The organism is Streptosporangium sp. NPDC051022, from assembly GCF_040683035.1.
In the GTDB taxonomy this organism is placed as follows: domain Bacteria; phylum Actinomycetota; class Actinomycetes; order Streptosporangiales; family Streptosporangiaceae; genus Streptosporangium.
Genome location: NZ_JBFBCF010000002.1, coordinates 374208 through 393396, shown reverse-complemented (window position 1 = coordinate 393396; position 19189 = coordinate 374208). Strand labels below are relative to the sequence as shown.

The following is a 19189-nucleotide window of genomic DNA, read 5'->3' as shown; positions in this document are numbered from 1 at the left end:
GTGTCACTTCCGCTCCGGCCGCGCCGGACTACGCCTCGGTCATGCCGGTGCGCGCCCGGCCGCCCGCCGACTCGCGCACGGCCGCCGCGACGGCGCCCGACACGTCGGCGTGGAACACGCTGGGGATGATGTAGTTGGGGCCGAGCTCCTCGTCGGTGACCACGGAGGCCAGCGCCCTGGCCGCGGCCAGCAGCATCTCCTGGGTGACCACGCTGGCCTGGGCGTCGAGCAGGCCGCGGAAGACACCGGGGAAGGCGAGCACGTTGTTGATCTGGTTCGGGTAGTCGGAGCGGCCCGTGGCGACCACGGCCGCGTGCTCGCGGGCGTCGTCGGGCGAGACCTCGGGCTCCGGGTTGGCCAGGGCGAAGACCACCGCGCCGTCGGCCATCGTGGCGATGTCGTCGCCGTTGAGGATGCCGGGGGCGGAGACCCCGATGAACACGTCGGCGCCCTTGACCGCGCCGCGCAGGTCTCCCGAGTAGCCCTCGGCGTTGGTGTGGTCGGCGATCCACCGGAGCGAGTCGTCCAGGTCGTCACGTCCGCCGTGCACCGCGCCCAGGTAGTCGCAGACGATCACGTTGTGGGCGCCGGCCGCGAGCAGCAGGCGCAGCACGGCCGTACCGGCCGCCCCTGCCCCGGCGAGGGTGATGCGGACCTCGCTCAGCTCCTTGCCCACCACGCGCAGCGCGTTGGTGAGCGCGGCGAGCACGCAGATCGCGGTGCCGTGCTGGTCGTCGTGGAAGACCGGGATGTCCAGCAGCTCGCGCAGCCGCCGCTCCACCTCGAAACAGCGCGGCGCCGAGATGTCCTCCAGGTTGATGCCGCCGAAGCCGGGGGCCATGACCTGGACGGTCCGCACGATCTCGTCGACGTCCTGGGTGTCCAGGCAGATCGGCCAGGCGTCGATGTCGGCGAAGCGCTTGAAGAGGGCGGCCTTGCCCTCCATGACGGGAAGCGCGGCGGCCGGGCCGATGTTGCCCAGGCCGAGCACGGCCGAGCCGTCGGTGACCACGGCGACGCTGTTGCGCTTGATGGTCAGCCGCCGGGCGTCCTCGGGGTTGCGCGCGATGGCCATGGAGACCCGGGCGACACCGGGCGTGTAGGCCATCGAGAGCTCGTCTCGGTTGCGCAGCGGCACCTTCGACTTCATCTCGATCTTGCCACCGAGATGCATGAGGAAGGTCCGGTCGGAGACCTTGTGGATGACGACGCCCTCTACGACGTCCAGTTTGTCGACGATCGCCTGGGCATGGTCGGTGTCACGCGCGGCGCAGGTGACGTCGATGCGCAGGGTCTCGTGCCCTGCCGTGGTCACGTCGAGGGCCGTGACCACACCTCCGGCGGACTCTACGGCGTGGGTGAGCTGGCTGACGGCCTTGCCGCCGGCGGGCACCTCAAGGCGCACGGTGATGGAGTAGGACACGCTTGGCACGGTGGCCACAGTCATCCGCTCCTTTGCGACTGACTTGGTTGGGGCCCCTCCATCGTGCCATCACCGGACGGGTGTCCGCGCCGAGGTGGGTCAGCTCAGGGCTGTCGATGCGGCCACAATCAGCTCCACGCACGCGTCGACGGGGATGGTCGTACTGTCCAGGACAAGGTGGTAGACGGTCGGGCAGGCGGGGTCGACCCGGTAGAAGTGGCGGACGTAGGCGGCCCGCGCCCTGTCGTTCTCCTCGACGAGCTTGCGCGCCTGGCGCTCGGTCACGCCGGTCAGGGTCGCCGTCTGGATCACCCGGCGGCGCAGCGGGGCGTCGAGGCGCACGTGCAGCGCGCCGGGGTGGTCGGCCAGGACCACCGCGCCCGCCCGTCCGAGGATCACCCCGCCCTGCCCCCGGGCGACCTGCCTGATCACCAGCTCGGTGTGGGCGACGAAGTCCTCGGGGGGCAGCGACACCGATCCCGGGAGATACAGGTCCAGGCCGCCGAAGGTGGCCGTGGGCAGCCTCATGGCACCGGCCAGCAGCCAGCCGAGGCCGTGCTCGGCCCGGTCGTCGTGGACGAGCGCGTCCTCCAGGCTGCAGCCGAGCTCGGCGGCCACCGCGCTGGGGATCGCGCGGTCGAGAAAGGGCACTCCGAGGCGCCCGGCGACCGCCGGTCCGATCACGCTGCCGGCGGTGCCGTACGTCGCGGAGATGGTCACGACCCGCATAGCTTGTTCATGCCCGGAAACCGGGGGCGCTCACGCCCGAAAAATCGGGCTTTCCGGGCTTCCCGCCCCTCCAGGACAGGCTTTCCGCGACCTCGGAGAGAGTTTTCCGTGCCCCGGTGAGGAGGGGTCCCGGGGCCGGGGACGGAAGACCTCTCAGAACAGCGCGCTGGCCAGGTTCCTGCGGGCCCTGCCCAGGGACGGGTCCTCGGCGGGAAGCGTGTCGAACAGGCCGAGCAGGTGCACCCTGATCCGGTCGCGGTCATCGCCCGAGGTCCGCCGCACCACCCCGATGAGCCGGTCGAAGGCCGCGTCCACGTCGCCGGAGAGCATTTCGAAGTCGGCGGCCAGGAGCTGGGCGTCGAGGTCGGCGGGGTCGGCCAGGCGGCTCTGCACCTCGGCGGGGTCGACGTCCTGGGTGCGCCGGATCAGGCCGAGCCCGGCCAGGCCCAGCTTGGCGTCCGGGTCGTTCGGGGAGCGGGCCAGCAGCCGTTCGTAGGCGGCCGTCGCGGCGTCGAGGTCACCGTCGTCGATGGCCTGCTCGGCGGCGAGCAGGTCGGGGTCGGCCGGGGGCTCGGCGGGCTGCTCCTCGGCGGCGCCCTCGGATGGCGGGGGGAGGTACTGCGCCAGGGCCTCCATGAGCTGCGACAGCCAGTCGCGCAGCTGCGCCTCCGTGGCGATGCCGGGCACGACGGCCACCGGCTGACCCTGGAAGATGGCGTAGAGGGCGGGCACGTTCTGCACCCGGAGCGCCTGCGCGATCTGCGGGTTGACCTCGACGTCCACCCTGGCGAGGGTCCACCGGCCCGCGTTCTCCGCGGCCAGCTTCTCCAGCAGCAGGCTGTATCCCCTCGCCTGCTCGGCCCGGGTCACCGTGAGCTCCAGCAGCACGAGGCTGTTCATGGAGCGTTCGACGACCTCCGTGGCGAAGTTGGCGTCGTCCACGTCGACGACCGGCGCCGGGACGCCGCCGGTCTCCTGGGCGGTGGCCTCCCGGCGCGCCTGCGCCTCTAGCGCCTGCTTGCGCGCGCCGAGATCGATGGCACCGTAGAGCGATCCTGCTCGTTTGAAGTCCGCTGGGCTCATACTCCAATCCTGCCGCATCCCGGCCGCTGCCCCGACGCGGCTCCCGCCGAGCCCCGTGGCCGGGAGATCCCGGCCACGGCACCGGACGGGGCACCGAAGGCGCGGCGGAGGCACAGTGGAGGCACAGTGGAGGCGCAGTGGAGGCGCGGAGGTCAGAAGCGGGCGGGCTCCGTGTAGACGCCCCACACGCCGCGCAGCGCGTCGCAGATCTCGCCGAGGGTGGCCTCGGCGCGGACCGCGTCGAGCATGGACGGGATCAGGTTGCCCTCGCCCCTGGCGACCTGGACCATCGCGGTCAGCGCGGTGTCCACGGCCTGCGTGTCGCGGGCCGCCCTGCGCTCGGCGAGGACGCGGTTCTGCTCGCGCTCGACCTCGTGGCTGACCCTGAGGATCTCCAGCGGCTCGTCGATGGAGGACGGGTGGCAGTTCACCCCGACGATCCGCTTCTCCCCCTTCTCCAGCTTGCGCTGGTAGTCGAAGGCGGCCTCGGCGATCTCGGACATGAACCAGCCGTCCTCGATGCCGCGCAGGATGCCCGAGGTCATCGACCCGTCCGCCCCCATCTCGCGGATCTTCGAGAAGATCGCCTCGGCCTCGGCCTCGATCCGGTCGGTCAGCGCCTCCACGTACCAGGATCCGCCGAGCGGGTCGGCCACGTTGACGACCTCGGTCTCCTCCATGATCACCTGCTGGGTGCGCAGCGCGATCTCCGCGGCCTTCTCCGAGGGCAGCGCCAGGACCTCGTCCAGGGCGTTGGTGTGCAGCGAGTTGGTGCCGCCGAGCACCGCCGCGAGCGCCTCGACGGCCGTCCGCACCACGTTGTTGTACGGCTGCTGCGCCGTCAGCGAGACGCCCGCCGTCTGGGTGTGGAAGCGCAGCCACTGGGCCTTGTCCGTCTTGGCGCCGTAGACGTCGCGCAGCCACCGCGCCCAGATCCGCCTGGCGGCCCTGAACTTGGCGATCTCCTCGAAGAAGTCGATGTGCGCGTCGAAGAAGAAGGACAGGCCGGGCGCGAAGACGTCGACGTCCAGCCCCCGGGAGAGGCCGAGCTCCACGTAGCCGAACCCGTCGGCCAGGGTGAAGGCCAGCTCCTGCGCGGCCGTCGCCCCGGCCTCGCGGATGTGGTAGCCGGACACGCTGAGCGGCTTGTACGCCGGGATGTCGGCGGCGCAGAACTCCATCAGGTCACCGATGAGCCGCAGGTGCGGCTCGGGGGCGAACAGCCACTCCTTCTGCGCGATGTACTCCTTGAAGATGTCGGTCTGGAGCGTCCCGTTGAGCCTGCCGACCGGCACCCCCTGACGCTCGGCCGCGACGATGTACATGCAGAAGATCGGCACGGCCGGGCCACTGATCGTCATCGAGGTGGTGATGTCCCCGAGCGGGATGCCGTCGAAGAGCAGGTCCATGTCCAGCGCGGAGTCGATCGCCACCCCGCAGTGCCCGACCTCGCCGAGCGAACGCGGATCGTCGGAGTCGCGCCCCATCAGCGTCGGCATGTCGAAGGCCACGCTCAGGCCTCCGCCGCCCGCGCCGAGGATCATCTTGTAGCGCTCGTTGGTCTGCCGGGCGTTGCCGAACCCGGCGAACTGCCGGATGGTCCACGCCTTGCCCCGGTAACCGGTGGCGTGCAGTCCCCGGGTGAAGGGGTACTCCCCCGGCCAGCCGATCCGCTCGAAACGCGGGTCGTCGCCGGTCGGCCCGTAGACAGGCGCCACGTCGAGACCGGAGAGCGTCCGGAACTCCGAATCACGCTTGGGTGCCTTGTCGAAGCGCGCCTGCCAGCGCGCCCTTCCCGCCTCGATCTCCTCGGCGTCCATAGCCCACTCCCTTGTACGGCCCTTGTACGGCTCGGCTTCTCGCACGGCTTGTGGCCCAACAAAGATACTAGGACGTCCTACTAATTTTTGGCCACAACTCCCCGAGGGAACGGCCGGGAGGGCGGTCAGCCTTCGAAGTCCCCGGCGGCCACCCGGATGGTCCTGAGCAGACCGAACATCTGCTCCAGCTCCGCCTCGCCGTACATGGTCATGGCGAACCCGGCTCCCATGAGGTCCTCCGTGGCCTCGCCGACGATGGTCCGCCCCCGGTCGGTGATCTCCGCCAGCACGCCGCGGCCGTCACGGGGGTTGCGCATGCGGCGGACCAGGCCCGCGCGTTCCAGCCGGTCGACGGTGTTCGTCACACTCGTGGGGTGCACCATCAGGCGCTCGCCGATCCTGGACAGCGGCAGCGCCCCCGACTTGCTGAACGTGAGCAGGACCAGCGCCTCGTAGCGGGCGAAGGTCAAGTCATACGGTTTAAGAAGCGTGTCCAGTTGCGAGAGCAGGATCTGGTGCGCTCTCATGATCGACGTGACGGCGGCCATGGCCGAGGACTGTCCGAAGTGAACGCGCCACGTCTCCGCGGCGCGCTCGATGGGGTCGAACGGCAAATTCAGCTGACCTGTAGCCACAGGGCTACGGTAGCGCGACCTCATCCCGGTTCGCCCTTATACGTAGAGTAACTGGATTGACGGCTTCACCAAGAAGCCCGGCACCAAACGTCACGCTCGGTTATGGTTCCCACATCGAATGGTGAGGGCGCGGCCAAGTGGCCGCGTGCGCTCAGTCCGGCCACGGGGGACGTGGGCCGGACCGGTTGCCGAGGGGACCGGCCACCGCACATTCACAGCACTGGGGGGTGCTTGATGAACGACAACTTGACGGCGTTCGGACGCCGTATGCCCTTGGACACCTGTTCGTGCCCGACCGGCGGTGCGTGGACCCGTTCCGCGCACGGCGGTGCGTGAGCACAGGGGCGTTTCACGCGAGGAACTCCAGCAGAGCGCGTTGGTGGCGGTCGCCGTCCTGCTCGTGCTCGGCGTGGTCGCGGCGTGGAGCGTCCTCATTCCCGGCGTCAGCGCGTGGGAGAACATCGTCGTCGCGCTGATCGGCTCGCTGCGGCTCACCGGACCGGTGGCCGCCGCGTTCGCCGCCTGGGTCGCGGTGCGCAGGCGGCGTGGAACGGGACGGCGGTCGCTGACCACGTGGCAGGCGATGCGCGCGCCGCTGGCCATCCTCGTGGCGGTCGTCGGCTCCTTCACCGCCACGGTCCTGGTCCTGGCGGTCAGGACCATGCTCACCGAGCAGGTGGGACGGCTGCTGCCCAGCGGCCTGGTCATGGGGGTCGCGGGCCTGGCGCTGTACGTCACGATCGGGTGGGTGACCGGCTGGCAGCTGCCGTGGACGATCACCCCGGTGCTCGCCGCGCTCGGCTGCTACGGGCTGTTCACCTGGCTGGCCCAGGGGAAGACCTGGGCCGACCAGCTCGCTCCGGCCACGCGGGAGCCGTACGACGTGTTCCAGGGGCTGAGCTCCACGGCCTTCACCGACCAGACGCTCTGGCTGCTGGGCGTCAGCACCGCGCTCCTGCTCGGCTGGGCCGCGCTGGTGACGCGCCAGGCGCTGGTGCTGGCCGGGTCGTTGCTGGCGGTGCTGGCCGCCGGCACCGGAATGGCCAGGCTGCTCACCGAGCCGCCGACGATCGCCGCCCAGCGGGTGGTCTACAGCTGCCAGGAGTGGCCGATCACGGTCTGCGTGCACCCGGGGATGCGCACCGGCCTGCCCGAGCTCGGCTCCGAGTTCGTCAAGATCGCATCACGCCTGGCGGGCACGCCCGGCGAGTTCTCCCGGCTCGAACAGCGCCCCCGCAGCGACGGCGACACCCTTCCCGACGGCGCGATCCCGATCCACGTGGACGACCTGTCCAACGGGTTCGCCGACGAGGCGGCGGACGAGTTCGTCGAGGGGCTGGCCCAGGAGTGCGACGGCACCCCGGCCGGGGGGTACCGCGACATCGTGGTCGCGTGGCTGCGCGGCAAGCCGCTGCCCAGCGGGCCGCTTCCCGAGCACCAGTACGCCGCGGCGTGGTTCTCCGGCCTCACCGAGACCCAGCGGCGCGAGTGGCTGCGGCTGCACTACGCCGACTTCGTGGGATGCAGGCTGCAGGGCGGCCACTTCGGCGGCCAGGCCGCGCAGACCCCGCAGCCGGGACAGTTCGCCCAGGCGACGCGGACGGGACAGGCGACGCAGGCGGACCAGGCGACGCAGGCGGGCCAGGACGACCGGGCCTACCAGGACGATCAGATCTCCCGGAACGACCGGGCCTACCAGAACGGCCTGCCGGGGCCGTTCGTCCAGGCACCGCAGGCACCACAGGCAGGGCAGGCAGGGCAGGCACCACAGGCACCGCAGGCGGGGCTGGGCCGGCCGCCGGGACACCACGGGCGGGCGGCGCGGACGTGGTCGCCGGACGGTCCTCCAGCCGGGGAACCGGCCGGGAGGACGAGGGGGGAAACGGCCCGGAGAACGACCGAGGAAGCGCACCGGCGGGGCTGACAAGATCGGCATAGGCTCGGCGTGAGAACGCGGCCCCTGAGGGAAGGAAACGGCTGTGAACGCCCCCCTGGAAGCGCCGCCCGAGGCGGCGCCCGCGCCTCGCCGGAGAGGCTGGCGCCTGCTCGCCGGACTGCTCGTCGTCGTGGTCCTTCTCGTCGTGGGCGCCCGTCTCGCCTGGTCGTGGCTGAACCCGTTCGGCGAGACCACGGTCGACCGCAGCCAGCCCGTGCTGCTGGAGTCCATCCACGACCTCAGCCGTTTCGAGGCGGCCACCGGCAACTTCCAGGTCGTCGTGGACCTGGAGAAGGACGCCGCCTTCCTGCCCGACGCCATCAAGGGCAGCCGGACCCTCTTCGTCGGCGCGGGCGGCGTGGACGCCTACGTCGACTTCGGCGGTCTCACCACGGGCGCGCTGACCGTTTCCCCCGACCGCAAGGAGGTCACGGTGAGGCTTCCCCGCGCCCAGCTCGAAAAGCCCAACCTCGACAACAAACGTTCCTACGTCTACGCCCAGCAGCGCGGCCTCTTCGACCGGGTCCAGGACTTCCTGTCCTCCTCCCCCAACGACCAGCAGGAGCTCTACGTGCTGGCCGAGAAGAAGATCTCCGAGGCGGCGCGGGCCAGTGACCTGCTCGCCCGGGCCGACCAGAACACCAAGGTCATGCTCCAGGGCATGCTGAACGGCCTGGGCTTCGAGAAGGTCACCGTGAAGTTCGCCGACCAGCCCTGACGTCCGGGGCCGCCGGACGCGCGTCCGGCGGCCACCCGGTGACCGCTCAGCGGTCGCCGACGGCCGCCAGCAGTTCGTCGGCGGCCCGGTAGGGGTCGAGGCCGTCCTCCAGCACACGGGTGGCGAGGGCGTCGAGCCGCCGGTCACCGTGCAGGTGGGCGAAGCGGGCACGGAGGGCCGTCAGCGCGATCGCCTCGATCTCGTCACGTGCCCTGACACGGCGCCTGCGGGCCAGCTCGCCCGACTTCTCCAGGTAGGCCAGATGGGCGTCGAGGGCGTCGACCACGTCCTCCGCCCCCTCGCCCCGGTAGGCGACGGTCTGCACGATCGGCGGCTTCCACGCCCGCTCGACCAGGGCGATCATGTTGCGGAGCTCCCGGACTGCCGCCTGGGCGCCGTCACGGTCGGCCTTGTTGACCACGAACACGTCCGCGATCTCCAGGATGCCCGCCTTGGCCGCCTGGACCCCGTCACCCATGCCCGGCGCGAGCAGCACGATGGTGGTGTCGGCCAGCGAGGCGATGTCCACCTCGGCCTGGCCGACCCCGACGGTCTCGATGAGGATGACCTCGCACCCGGCGGCCTCCAGCACGCGCAGCGCCTGGGGGGTGGCCCAGGACAGGCCGCCCAGGTGACCGCGGCTGGCCATCGACCTGATGAAGACCTCGGGGTCGGTCGCGTGGTCCTGCATCCGCACCCGGTCACCGAGCAGCGCGCCGCCGGTGAACGGCGAGGACGGGTCCACGGCGAGCACGCCGACCCGTCTGCCCCGCTTGCGGAACGCCTGGACCAGCATCCCGGTGGAGGTGGACTTGCCCACTCCCGGAGAGCCGGTGAGCCCGATGATCCGGGCCCGGTCCGGCCGGGCCGCGCAGAGCTCGGCCATGATCTCCCGGAGCTGGGGCGAGCCGTTCTCCACCAGGGAGATCAGCCGGGCCACGGCGCGGGGCTGCCCGGCCCGCGCCCGCGCGACCAGGTCGGGGACCTCGACGGGAAGGGGGCGCCCGTCCCGGACGGCCGCCCCGGAGTCGTTCACCGTCACGCCGAGGGCACCCGGATGATCAGGGCGTCGCCCTGGCCGCCGCCGCCGCACAGTCCCGCGGCGCCGAGCCCGCCGCCGCGGCGCCTGAGCTCGTGGGCGAGGGTCAGGACGATGCGGGCGCCGGAGGCGCCGATCGGGTGGCCGACGGCGATGCCGCCGCCGTTGACGTTGATCTTGTCGAGCGGGACGCCGAGTTCCTTGGCCGACTGCAGGACGACCTGGGCGAAGGCCTCGTTGATCTCCAGCAGGTCGAGGTCGCCGGCGGACAGGCCCTGCTTGCCCAGGGCATGCTTGACGGCGTTGGCCGGCTGGGACTGGAGCGAGTTGTCCGGGCCCGCCACGTTGCCGTGCGCGCCGATCTCGGCCAGCCACTCAAGGCCCAGCTCCTCGGCCTTGGCCTTGGACATCACGACCACCGCGCAGGCGCCGTCGGAGATCTGCGAGGCCGATCCGGCGGTGATGGTGCCGTCCTTGCTGAAGGCGGGACGCAGCCGCCCGAGCGTCTCGACCGTGGTGTCGGCCCGCACGCCCTCGTCGGCGGCGAAGACGACCGGGTCTCCCTTGCGCTGCGGGATCGTGACCGGGACGATCTCGTCGTCGAGGACACCGTTCTTGATCGCGGCGGCGGCGAGCTCGTGGGAGCGGGCCGAGAAGGCGTCCTGCTCCTCACGGGTCAGGCCGAGGCGCGCGTTGTGCCGCTCGGTGGACTCGCCCATGGACACCTGGTCGTAGGCGTCGGTGAGACCGTCGAACGCCATCGAGTCCACGATGCCCGCGTCGCCGTACTTCACCCCTCTGCGCAGGCCGGGGAGCAGGTGCGGGGCGTTCGACATGGACTCCATGCCGCCCGCGACCACGACGTCGAACTCGCCGGCCCTGATGAGCTGGTCGGCCAGGGCGATGGCGTCGAGCCCCGACAGGCAGACCTTGTTGATCGTCAGCGAGGGGACGGTCATCGGGATCCCGGCCTTGACCGCCGCCTGGCGTGCGGGGATCTGCCCCGCTCCGGCCTGGAGGACCTGTCCCATGATCACGTACTGCACGGCCTCGGGAGCGACGCCTGAACGCTCCAGCGCGGCCTTGATGGCGATGCCGCCGAGCTCCACGGCCGACAGGCCGGACAGTGAGCCGAGCAGCCGCCCGATGGGGGTGCGAGCTCCGGCGACAATGACGGAACCAGACATAGCAGGGGCCTCCCTGGCGGGGCGTGCGACGACTTTGCCACCATACCCATGGGTACCCAAGCAAGCGCCATGGAGGTTGGTCACATGTTCATGCGGATCGATCATGTGGGAATCGCCTGCCACGACCTGGAGGAGAAGATCGCGCTCTTCGAGCGGACCTTCGACCTCACGGTGGTGGCACGCGAGGTGAACGAGGAGCAGGGCGTCAAGGAGGCGATGCTGCACATAGCTGACGGAAACGGCGGCGGCTCCTACATCCAGCTCCTCGAACCGCTCGGCCCCGACACACCGGTCGGCAAATTCCTGGCCAAGCGCGGAGAGGGAGTGCATCATGTTGCGTTCGGCGTCCCGGACGTGGCGGAGGCGATGCGGGAGATCGGTGACAGAGGGATCAGGCTGCTCGACGAGAAGCCCCGGCACGGCACGATGGGGTCGTCAATCGCTTTCCTGCACCCCAAGGACGTCGGAGGAATGCTCACCGAACTCGTACAGGCGCCAAAGCACTAAAGGCGTGCCATGTCAAATGTAAGAAACGTTCATACGTAACAAGTCACGCAGAAAGCCAGAGGAGACCGACAACTCGGCAACTCCAGAGTACGCTGGCCTACCACCGGACGTGTGGATCCCGCCACGGCTCCCGTCACGGATGTCCGAAGTCCCCCGTCCGGCCCGTGTAGCCGTCTCGACAACCCAGGATCGAGCCTCCATGCAGTCCGATATCGACGCCCAGCTCAACAATTTCTTCGAGGACGCCCCCGCCCGGGAATTCGACGTGGTGCTCCGTGGCTATGACCGGCACCAGGTCCACGATCACCTCAAGCAGGTCGACAACGAGCTGCGTCAGACCAGGGAGCAACTTCAGGGTCTGCAAAGGGAGCTGTCCGACTCCCAGCGCCAGTTGCAGGAGCAGGAGCGTCCGACCTACTCCGGCCTCGGAGCGCGGATCGAGCAGCTGCTCCGCCTCGCCGAGGAGCAGGCGACCGAGCTCGTCCAGGCCGCCCGCTCAGAGGCGAACGAGATCAAGGCGGCCTCCAAGGTCGACGCGGCCGACCTGCGCGCCGCGGCCGAGAACGAGGCGGCCGAGAAGCGCGCCCTCGCCACCCGCGAGGCCGACGACATGCGCACCACCGCCGAGCGGGAGGCCGACGAGATCCGCTCGACCGCCCGCCGCGAGTCCGACGAGCTGACCGCGACCACCGAGCGCGAGGTCGCCAAGCTGCGCGCCACCGCCGACCACGAGGTGGCCGAGAAGCGCGCCGACGCCGAGCGCGAGATCGCCAAGCTGCGCACGACCACCGAGCGCGAGGTCGCCCAGCTGCGCGCCTCGACCAAGCGTGAGCGCGACGAGATCCTCACCACGGCCAAGCGTCAGGCCGACGAGATGCGGGCCCAGGCCCAGCGGGTCCTTGAGGAGTCCGAGGCCAAGCGCGCCCAGGACGAGGCCGAGTTCGAGATCCAGCTCGCCTCCCGCCGTGAGGAGGCCGAGCGCCAGGAGGCCGAGCGCCACGCGACCGCGCAGGCCAACACCCAGAAGCTGGTCTCCGAGGCCGAGCAGCGCGCGGCCACCGCCGAACAGCGCGCGACCAAGGCGACCCAGCAGGCCGAGCAGACCCGCCGCGAGGCCGACACCCACGCCAAGCAGCTGCTCGCCAACGCGCGCAAGAACGCCGACCAGCTCGTGGCCGACGCCAAGGCGAGCGCCGAGTCGATCGTCTCCGAGGCCAAGTCCGAGGCCGAGCGGAGCCGCTCGGTGGCCCAGCGCCAGGTCGACGAGCTGACCCGCCAGCGCGACAGCATCACCAGCCACCTGGCGCAGCTGCGTCAGCTGCTCGGTGGCGCGCCGCTCCCGTCGGCGGACCCGGAGCCCGCGATCACCGCGGCCCCGCCGAAGCCGGCGATCCCCGCCCCCAACGGCGCCGAGAAGCCGGTCACGGCCGCCGCGAAGGCGGCCTCCAAGGACGACGACGCGGAGTGGTGGCAGGAGTAGGCATCGCTTCACGGGGCGTTGTCGACGGCTACGGGAGAGCCTGGCGACCTTGATGGTCGCCAGGCTCTCTTGTCACGTTCCCACCGTCCCGTACGTCACGTTCCCGCCGTCCCGTACGGCTTCGCGCCCCCCACCGCCAGGAGCAGTCGTGCCCGAAGCGTCCCAGACGACCGATCTTTCCGAGACGCCCGAACCCGCCACTGCCTCTCCGCACCCCGCCGGGACCGTTCCCGCGCCCGGACCCGTCCCAGGACCCGGTGCCGAGTTCGTCCCAGGACCCGGGGCCGAGTTCGGGGCACCGTACGGCAAGCCGGGCAAACCCCTGGTCAGGAGCCCGTTCCTGATCGGCCTGACGGCCGGCCTGGGCCTGCTGACCGCGTGGGCGCTGGCCCAGGCCCTGATCACCTCGCGCAGTGTGATCGTGCTGGTCGTGGTGGCGATGTTCCTGGCGGTCGGCCTCAATCCGGCGGTCGAGTCGCTGCAGCGGCGCCGGATGCCCCGCCGGTGGGCGATCTCGATCGTGTTCGGCGCGGTGATCCTGTTCTTCGTGCTCTTCGGCCTGGCGATCGTCCCGCCGGTGAGCCAGCAGGCCGCCTCCTTCGTCAACGCCGTACCGGGATACGTCAGGGAACTGCTGGCCAACCCCACCCTCAGGGGGCTGGACAGCGAATACCAGATCCTGACCAGGATCGGCGACTACATCACCAGCGGCGGCCTCGCCCAGACCGTGGCCGGAGGCCTGGTCGGCGCGAGCGCGGTGGTGTTCGACGCCTTCTTCTCCGGGGTCACACTGCTGGTGCTGACGCTGTACTTCCTCGGCTCGCTGCCCACGATCAAGGATTACCTGTTCAAGCTCGTGCCGCACAGCCGCAGGGAGCGGACCAGGGCGCTCGGTGACGAGATCCTCGACGGCATCGGCGGCTACGTGGCGGGGAACCTGCTGATCTCGGTGATCGCGGGCGTGGTCACCTGGCTGTTCCTCGCGGTCCTGAACGTGCAGTACGCCCTGGCCCTGGCGCTGGTCGTGGCGGTGACCGACCTGATCCCGCTGGTCGGCGCGACGATCGGCGCGGTGCTGGTGAGCCTGGTCGCGCTGCTGCAGTCGGGGACGCTCGGCATCGCCTGCGCGATCTTCTTCCTGATCTACCAGCAGATCGAGAACTACCTGGTCTACCCGCGCGTCATGAAGCGCTCGGTGGACGTGACACCGGCGGTCACCGTGATCGCCGCGCTGTTCGGCGGCGCGCTGATGGGCATCGTGGGGGCGCTGCTGGCCATCCCGGTGGCCGCGGCCATCGCGCTGATCATCCGCGAGGTGGTGATCCCCCGGCAATCTCAGTTGTGAAGGCCGCCACGGCGCGGTTGAACGCCTCCGGCTGTTCGAGCGCGCTCAGGTGCCCCGCCTTCTCGATCACGGCCAGGCGTCCGCCGGGCACGGCCTCGGCCACCGCCTCGACCATCGCCTCGGCCTCGGCGAGCGGGGCGAGCTCGTCCTCCTCGCCCACGATCACCAGGGCCGGGACCGTGAGCCCCCGCAGGGTGTCGAAGGAGTCCGGGCGGCCCGCCATCGCCCGCTGGGCCCAGGCCACCGCCCGCGGCGGGGCCGACTGGACCAGCGCGCGCACCCGGCCGAACACCATCGCCCTGCGCCGGGCGGTGGTCCGCCCGACCAGCGCGGGCAGCATCTCCTCGACCAGGATCGAGGGGCCTCCGTCGAGCACGGCCGCGGCGATCCGCTCGCGGTTCGCCCTGGCCGCCTCGCTGTCGGCGCCCGCCTTGGTGTCGGCGAGGATCACCCCCAGCAGCCGGTCGGGGTGGCGACGGCACATGGCCATCGTCACGTAACCGCCCATGGACTGACCGCCCACGACGGCCCGGTCGACGCCCTCACGGTCGAGCAGCCGCGCGACGTCGTCGGCCATCACGTCGACGGACGGCTCCTCATCGCCGAGCGCGGAGCCACCGAAGCCACGCATGTCCGGGGTGATGACCTGGCATACGGCGGCAAGGCCCTCGCGCTGCGCCAGCCACATGGCCGACGACAGGGGAAAGGCGTGCAGGAGGACCACCGGAAGGCCCTCACCCGCCGATCGCGTGTACAGGTGCACGCTGTCCACCGTAGCCCCCGCCCCCGCGATCCGGCACCCTCGACGACCCGGCCGCGTTCACCTCACTCCGCGGAGAGGACCTCGGTGGGAAGCGGATAGGCCGCCGGGTTCACCCGCCTGACGATCTCGTTGAGGACGATCCGCACGTACGGCTCGCCGACCCACAGGTGCTTGGCCCCCTCGACCCCGACGACCTCGGCCTGGGGCACCCTGGCGAACCGCTCCCTGGCCTCCTGCGGCCGGAGGTAGTCGTCGAACTCGGGGATCAGCGCCGTCATCGGACGGCCGAACACCGCCCACGCGTCGAGGTCGGCCTCGGTCGCCCGGTGCAGCGGCGGGGAGAGCAGGATCGCACCCGTCACGAGCGGGTCGCGGCCCCACTTGAGCGTGAGTTCGGTGCCGAAGGACCAGCCGACCAGCCAGGCCTGGGGCAGGTCGTGGAAGTCGGCGTACTCCAGCGCCGCCGCCACGTCGAAGCGCTCGTCCTCGCCTCCGCCGAAGGTGCCCTCCGAGGTGCCGCGCTCGGAGGAGGTGCCGCGCGTGTTGAACCGCAGGACGGCCAGATCCGCCAGCGCGGGCAGCCGGTTGGCGGCCTTGCGGTAGATGTGGCTGTCCATCATGCCGCCGTGCGTGGGCAGCGGGTGCAGACAGACCAGCGTGGCCACCGGGGGTCTGCCGGCGGGCAGGGCCAGTTCGCCGACGAGCGTCAGCCCGTCCCCGGTGTGCAGCTCGATCGGCTCCCTGCGCGCGGGCAGCACCGTCGAAGCCCTGATCTCCATGTCTCTCCTCACTGTCCGTCCCGGCATCCGGTACGGCCTAGTACCTGCTGCGGCCGGGACCGCGTCTGACCCGGTTGCGCCAGCACGCGGTGTGCCAGTGCCTTCGCTCGTTCTCCCCGCCCGACCACGCGGGCCAGCTCACCAGGTGCGGCAGGCCCGGCCTGATCTCCTGGTCGCAGCCGGGGCACCGGTACACCTTGTCGACGGCAGCGCCGGTGACCCGGCGCACCTGCCAGTCGCCGTCCGGCCATTCCTCGACCTGGCCGACACCGGGCACGGAGCCGCCGACGGGGCGGGAGGGGGATCCCCGGCCGTCACCCCGGTCGAAGGGGTCCATCCGGCGGGCTCTGCGGGGGCTCATGACGACAGGTCGCGGATGCTCCGCACCCCGGCCGTGACGAGCTGGTCGAGCAGCGGCGCGGGGGCGAAGGCCGGGTCACGGTACTCGGCGTAGAGGGCGCGCAGGCCGTCGCGGACGGTCTCCAGCCCCAGGGTGTCGAGCATCTCGAACGGGCCCGCCGGGTAGCCGCAGCCGAGTCTCATGGCCGCGTCGACGTCCTCGATGCTCGCGTAGCCGGAGTCGTACATGCGCACGGCGTCGTTGAGGTACGGGTAGAGGAGCGCGTCCACCACGAACTCGGCCCTGTCCTTGCAGAGCACCGGGGTACGGCCGACGATGCGGACCAGCCCCTCGGCGGCGCGCGTGGCGTCCGGCGAGGTGAGCACGGTCGAGGCGACCTCTGCGATCTGGTCTCCGACCAGGTGCAGCCCGACCAGGCGCTCGGGGTGCGGCAGCTGCGCGGCCAGCTCGATCACCGGGTTGTGCGACAGCGCCACGACCACGTCGGCGTCGTCGGCGAACCCCGGCTTGAAACCGGCGGCGCTGAGCCTGGCCGCGAACTCGTCGGCGCCGTCGCCCAGCACCGAGACCGAGCTCACCGAGGGCTTGCCGACCGCGTGCGAGGGCTTGGGCTCGTCGCCGTCGTAGAAGCCGGCGCCCGCCTTGCGGCCGAGCAGTCCCGCGGTGACCAGCTCGCGCAGGAGCGGCGCCGGGGCGTGGCGGCGGTCGCGGGTCTCCTGGAACAGCACGCACATCACCTCGTAGGAGGTGTCCAGGCCGATCAGGTCCAGCAGCGCGAAGGGGCCCATCGGCAGCCCGACGCCGAGTCTCATCGCGGCGTCGATGCCGTCGCGGGTCGCCAGGCCGTTCTCCAGCAGGACGACGGCGTGGTTGAGGTAGGTCAGCAGCAGCCGGTTGACCACGAACCCGGCCCGGTCGCCGACGCTCACCGGCGTCTTGCCGAGCCTTCGCGCGAGGGCCGCGATCTCGTCGGCCAGGCCGTCCTCGGTGACCACCGTGTGGACCACCTCGACCAGCTTCATGATCGGCGCGGGGTTGAAGAAGTGCATGCCGACGACCTGGCCGGGCCGGGTGGTCGTGGACGCGATGGCGGTGACCGAGAGCGAAGAGGTGTTGGTCGCGAGCACCGCGGACGGCTTGCAGATCCGGTCCAGGTCGGTGAACAGGGCCCGCTTGAAGTCCATGACCTCGGGGATGGCCTCGACCACCAGGTCGGCGTCCGCGAGGTCCTCCAGCGACGTGGTCAGGGTCACCCTGCCGAGGATCTCGGCCCGTTCGGCCTCGCTCAGCCTGCCCTTGGCCAGGGCCCTGCCGGTGGACCCCTCCAGGTGACCCCGGCCCCGCTCCAGCGCGGCGGGATCGGCCTCGACACCGATCACCGCGAGCCCGGCGCGGGCGAACACCTCGGCGATTCCCGCGCCCATCGTGCCAAGCCCGACGACTCCGACCTTCTCAAAGCTGCGCGTCATGCTGTCAGTCTCCCAGAGGTGTCCGTCTCATCCCAAAACCAACCTGGTCAATCAACCAGGTTCGGGTCAAGGCACCACCCCGTCCCGGAACGGACGCCGTCCGCCCCCCTCGCGGGCCGATTCTGGATCGGCGGCGGGGAACGTGGGACTAGTCTTGTGTGCCATGCGGCTGGTCATCGCGCGATGCAGCGTGGATTACGAGGGAAAGCTCACCGCTCATCTTCCGATGGCGCCCAGGCTCATCCTTATCAAAGCGGACAGTTCGGTCTCCATTCACGCTGACGACCGGGCCTTCAAACCGCTGAACTGGATGAACCCGCCCTGCAAGCTCCGTGAGGAGGAGGGCACCTGGACGGTCACCCACGGCAAGACCGGCGAGAAGCTCGTCCTCACGATGGAGGAGATCATCCACGACTCCAGCCACGAGCTGGGAGTCGACCCCGGGCTCATCAAGGACGGCGTCGAGGCTCACCTGCAGGAGCTGCTGGCCGAGCACATCACCACGCTCGGCGCGGGCTGGACGCTGGTCCGCCGTGAGTACATGACGGCGATCGGCCCGGTGGACATCCTCTGCCGTGACCACACCGGCGCGAACGTGGCCGTCGAGCTCAAGCGCCGCGCGAACATCGACGCGGTGGAGCAGCTGACCCGCTACCTGGAGCTGATGAACCGCGATCCGCTGCTCGCCCCGGTCAGCGGCATCCTGGCGGCCCAGGCGATCGTCCCGCAGGCCAGGACGCTGGCGGAGGACCGCGGCATCCGCTGCGTGACCCTGGACTACGACGCGCTGCGGGGCATCGAGCGCAACGACACCCTGTTCTGAGGGTTCTGAGGGGTTCCGAGAGACCCTGAAGGGTCCCGTCGCATAAGCCCGGGTACCGCCCGGCGGGCTCCGAGGGGTCGGGGATCCCCGTACGACCCGGCTGTCCTCCGAACGGAGGACAGCCCGTTCCACCGGTCGTGGGTGCCGCGCGAGCCGTACGGAAACGACCCTTGAGGCATGACGACAGCGGTGAGGGTACGGGGCCTGACCAAGCGGTACGGCGACGTGCAAGCCGTCGGGGGCATCGACCTCGACATCAGGACGGGCGAGGTGTTCGCGATCCTCGGCCCGAACGGGGCCGGGAAGTCCACCACGGTGGAGATCCTGGAGGGGTACCGGAGCAGGGATTCCGGAGAGGTCAGCGTCCTGGGCGTCGATCCGGGCACGCCCACCCGTGAGTGGCGGTCGCGCATCGGGGTGGTGCTGCAGACGGCCAACGACGTGGCCGAGGCGACCGTGCGGGAGACCGTACGGCACTTCGCGCGCTACTACCCCAGGGCCGAGGATCCGGACGAGGTGATCGAGCGGGTCGGCCTGACGGAGAAGGCGGACAAACGGATCCGGCAGCTCTCCGGCGGCCAGCGGCGGCGGGTGGACGTGGCGCTGGGCGTGATCGGCGCACCCGAGCTGCTCTTCCTCGACGAGCCGACCACCGGGTTCGATCCGGAGGCGCGGCGGCGGTTCTGGGAGCTGATCCGGAGCCTGGCCCTGCGGGGGACCACGATCGTGCTGACCACCCACTACCTGGACGAGGCGGAGGCGCTGGCGAGCCGGGTGAGCGTGGTCGCCGGGGGCCGTGTCGTGGCCGAGGGGGAGCCCGCGACGCTGGGGGGCCGGGCGAGCGCGAAGGCCAGGGTGAGCTGGTCCGACGGGGGCGAGCGCAGGACGCTGGAGACCGAGACGCCGACCAGGACCGTGCTGGAGCTGACCCACCGGTTCGACGGCGAGGTCCCCGAGCTCACCGTGACCCGCCCCTCCCTGGAGGAGGTCTACCTCCAGCTCGTCGAGGCACCCGCCTGACCGGCCGGGCCTCTCCCGTTCCCTCCGCCCACCGGGCCTGACGGGCGGGAGAGAGCGCGGCCATCTCCCATC

General features: G+C 71.0%; 18 protein-coding genes. 7 read left to right on the top strand and 11 right to left on the bottom strand.

Going from position 1 to position 19189, the window contains the following annotated elements; genetic code table 11:
- Positions 1-28: 28 nt before the first annotated feature.
- The 5 genes from AB0N02_RS05760 to AB0N02_RS05740 form a co-directional block, all read right to left on the bottom strand.
- On the bottom strand, positions 29-1441 hold the full coding sequence (locus AB0N02_RS05760) for an NAD-dependent malic enzyme (RefSeq protein ID WP_363943121.1): 1413 nt from the start codon (positions 1439-1441) through the stop codon (positions 29-31).
- A gap of 81 nt (positions 1442-1522) precedes the next feature.
- Positions 1523-2152: a cytidylate kinase-like family protein gene (locus AB0N02_RS05755; protein WP_363943119.1), complete on the bottom strand. Its 630-nt coding sequence runs from the start codon at positions 2150-2152 to the stop codon at positions 1523-1525.
- A 153-nt stretch (positions 2153-2305) separates the two neighbouring features.
- Entirely contained in the window at positions 2306-3235 is a 930-nt protein-coding gene (locus AB0N02_RS05750; RefSeq protein WP_363943117.1) for a tetratricopeptide repeat protein, read from the bottom strand.
- A gap of 152 nt (positions 3236-3387) precedes the next feature.
- The gene (locus tag AB0N02_RS05745) at positions 3388-5055 is read right to left on the bottom strand and encodes a methylmalonyl-CoA mutase family protein (RefSeq protein ID WP_363943115.1); all 1668 of its coding nucleotides are present in this window, start codon (positions 5053-5055) and stop codon (positions 3388-3390) included.
- Positions 5056-5180: 125 nt separating this feature from the next.
- Positions 5181-5714, bottom strand: coding sequence for a MarR family transcriptional regulator (locus AB0N02_RS05740; RefSeq protein ID WP_363943114.1), 534 nt, complete (start codon positions 5712-5714; stop codon positions 5181-5183).
- Between the two features lie 304 nt (positions 5715-6018).
- Here AB0N02_RS05740 and AB0N02_RS05735 point away from each other — a divergent pair, with 304 nt between their 5' ends.
- Positions 6019-7614, top strand: a complete 1596-nt coding sequence (locus tag AB0N02_RS05735; protein ID WP_363943112.1) for a hypothetical protein — start codon at positions 6019-6021, stop codon at positions 7612-7614.
- A gap of 55 nt (positions 7615-7669) precedes the next feature.
- Complete coding sequence (locus AB0N02_RS05730) at positions 7670-8344, top strand: DUF4230 domain-containing protein (protein ID WP_363943110.1); 675 nt, start codon at positions 7670-7672, stop codon at positions 8342-8344.
- Between the two features lie 46 nt (positions 8345-8390).
- On the opposite strand, the gene meaB is transcribed toward AB0N02_RS05730, so the two are convergent.
- Together meaB and AB0N02_RS05720 are read right to left on the bottom strand one after the other, a co-directional pair.
- The gene (gene meaB / locus AB0N02_RS05725; RefSeq protein ID WP_363943108.1) at positions 8391-9386 is read right to left on the bottom strand and encodes a methylmalonyl Co-A mutase-associated GTPase MeaB; all 996 of its coding nucleotides are present in this window, start codon (positions 9384-9386) and stop codon (positions 8391-8393) included.
- Positions 9383-10570 (bottom strand): acetyl-CoA C-acetyltransferase, encoded by a 1188-nt coding sequence (locus AB0N02_RS05720; RefSeq protein ID WP_363943106.1) that lies wholly within the window; start codon positions 10568-10570, stop codon positions 9383-9385. Before AB0N02_RS05720 ends, meaB begins: the two co-directional genes overlap by 4 nt.
- An 84-nt stretch (positions 10571-10654) precedes the next feature.
- On the opposite strand from AB0N02_RS05720, the gene mce reads away from it, so the two are divergent.
- The 3 genes from mce to AB0N02_RS05705 all read left to right on the top strand — a co-directional run bounded on the left by mce (position 10655) and on the right by AB0N02_RS05705 (position 13902).
- A complete protein-coding gene (gene mce / locus AB0N02_RS05715) occupies positions 10655-11077 on the top strand; it encodes a methylmalonyl-CoA epimerase (RefSeq protein WP_363943434.1) in 423 nt (140 codons plus the stop codon).
- Between the two features lie 199 nt (positions 11078-11276).
- Positions 11277-12557 carry a DivIVA domain-containing protein gene (locus AB0N02_RS05710; RefSeq protein WP_363943104.1) on the top strand — a complete coding sequence of 427 codons (1281 nt, stop codon included), beginning with the start codon at positions 11277-11279 and terminating at the stop codon, positions 12555-12557.
- A 148-nt stretch (positions 12558-12705) separates the two neighbouring features.
- The gene (locus AB0N02_RS05705) at positions 12706-13902 is read left to right on the top strand and encodes an AI-2E family transporter (RefSeq protein WP_363943102.1); all 1197 of its coding nucleotides are present in this window, start codon (positions 12706-12708) and stop codon (positions 13900-13902) included.
- Here AB0N02_RS05705 and AB0N02_RS05700 read toward each other — a convergent pair.
- From AB0N02_RS05700 to AB0N02_RS05685, 4 genes are all read right to left on the bottom strand, one after another.
- Positions 13862-14665 (bottom strand): alpha/beta fold hydrolase, encoded by an 804-nt coding sequence (locus AB0N02_RS05700; RefSeq protein WP_363943100.1) that lies wholly within the window; start codon positions 14663-14665, stop codon positions 13862-13864. The genes AB0N02_RS05705 and AB0N02_RS05700 overlap by 41 nt on opposite strands.
- A gap of 62 nt (positions 14666-14727) precedes the next feature.
- Entirely contained in the window at positions 14728-15444 is a 717-nt protein-coding gene (locus tag AB0N02_RS05695) for an alpha/beta hydrolase (RefSeq protein ID WP_363943098.1), read from the bottom strand.
- A 37-nt stretch (positions 15445-15481) separates the two neighbouring features.
- Positions 15482-15805 carry an ATP/GTP-binding protein gene (locus AB0N02_RS05690; RefSeq protein ID WP_363943096.1) on the bottom strand — a complete coding sequence of 108 codons (324 nt, stop codon included), beginning with the start codon at positions 15803-15805 and terminating at the stop codon, positions 15482-15484.
- Positions 15802-17274 (bottom strand): 3-hydroxybutyryl-CoA dehydrogenase, encoded by a 1473-nt coding sequence (locus tag AB0N02_RS05685; RefSeq protein ID WP_363943095.1) that lies wholly within the window; start codon positions 17272-17274, stop codon positions 15802-15804. Before AB0N02_RS05685 ends, AB0N02_RS05690 begins: the two co-directional genes overlap by 4 nt.
- A 163-nt stretch (positions 17275-17437) precedes the next feature.
- Here AB0N02_RS05685 and nucS point away from each other — a divergent pair, with 163 nt between their 5' ends.
- Together nucS and AB0N02_RS05675 are read left to right on the top strand one after the other, a co-directional pair.
- Positions 17438-18097, top strand: coding sequence for an endonuclease NucS (gene nucS, locus AB0N02_RS05680; RefSeq protein ID WP_363943093.1), 660 nt, complete (start codon positions 17438-17440; stop codon positions 18095-18097).
- 177 nt (positions 18098-18274) lie between these two features.
- Positions 18275-19117, top strand: a complete 843-nt coding sequence (locus AB0N02_RS05675) for an ABC transporter ATP-binding protein (protein ID WP_363943091.1) — start codon at positions 18275-18277, stop codon at positions 19115-19117.
- Positions 19118-19189 lie beyond the last annotated feature (72 nt).

Excerpts from the sequence above, each read along its gene's own strand:
- AB0N02_RS05755 (WP_363943119.1), bottom strand. The coding sequence starts at position 2,152 with ATGCGGGTCGTGACCATCTCCGCGACGTACGGCACCGCCGGCAGCGTG.
- AB0N02_RS05750 (WP_363943117.1), bottom strand. The coding sequence starts at position 3,235 with ATGAGCCCAGCGGACTTCAAACGAGCAGGATCGCTCTACGGTGCCATC.
- AB0N02_RS05745 (WP_363943115.1), bottom strand. The coding sequence starts at position 5,055 with ATGGACGCCGAGGAGATCGAGGCGGGAAGGGCGCGCTGGCAGGCGCGC.
- AB0N02_RS05740 (WP_363943114.1), bottom strand. The coding sequence starts at position 5,714 with ATGAGGTCGCGCTACCGTAGCCCTGTGGCTACAGGTCAGCTGAATTTG.
- AB0N02_RS05720 (WP_363943106.1), bottom strand. The coding sequence starts at position 10,570 with ATGTCTGGTTCCGTCATTGTCGCCGGAGCTCGCACCCCCATCGGGCGG.
- mce (WP_363943434.1), top strand. The coding sequence starts at position 10,655 with ATGTTCATGCGGATCGATCATGTGGGAATCGCCTGCCACGACCTGGAG.
- AB0N02_RS05710 (WP_363943104.1), top strand. The coding sequence starts at position 11,277 with ATGCAGTCCGATATCGACGCCCAGCTCAACAATTTCTTCGAGGACGCC.
- AB0N02_RS05695 (WP_363943098.1), bottom strand. The coding sequence starts at position 15,444 with ATGGAGATCAGGGCTTCGACGGTGCTGCCCGCGCGCAGGGAGCCGATC.
- AB0N02_RS05690 (WP_363943096.1), bottom strand. The coding sequence starts at position 15,805 with ATGAGCCCCCGCAGAGCCCGCCGGATGGACCCCTTCGACCGGGGTGAC.
- AB0N02_RS05685 (WP_363943095.1), bottom strand. The coding sequence starts at position 17,274 with ATGACGCGCAGCTTTGAGAAGGTCGGAGTCGTCGGGCTTGGCACGATG.
- nucS (WP_363943093.1), top strand. The coding sequence starts at position 17,438 with ATGCGGCTGGTCATCGCGCGATGCAGCGTGGATTACGAGGGAAAGCTC.
- AB0N02_RS05675 (WP_363943091.1), top strand. The coding sequence starts at position 18,275 with ATGACGACAGCGGTGAGGGTACGGGGCCTGACCAAGCGGTACGGCGAC.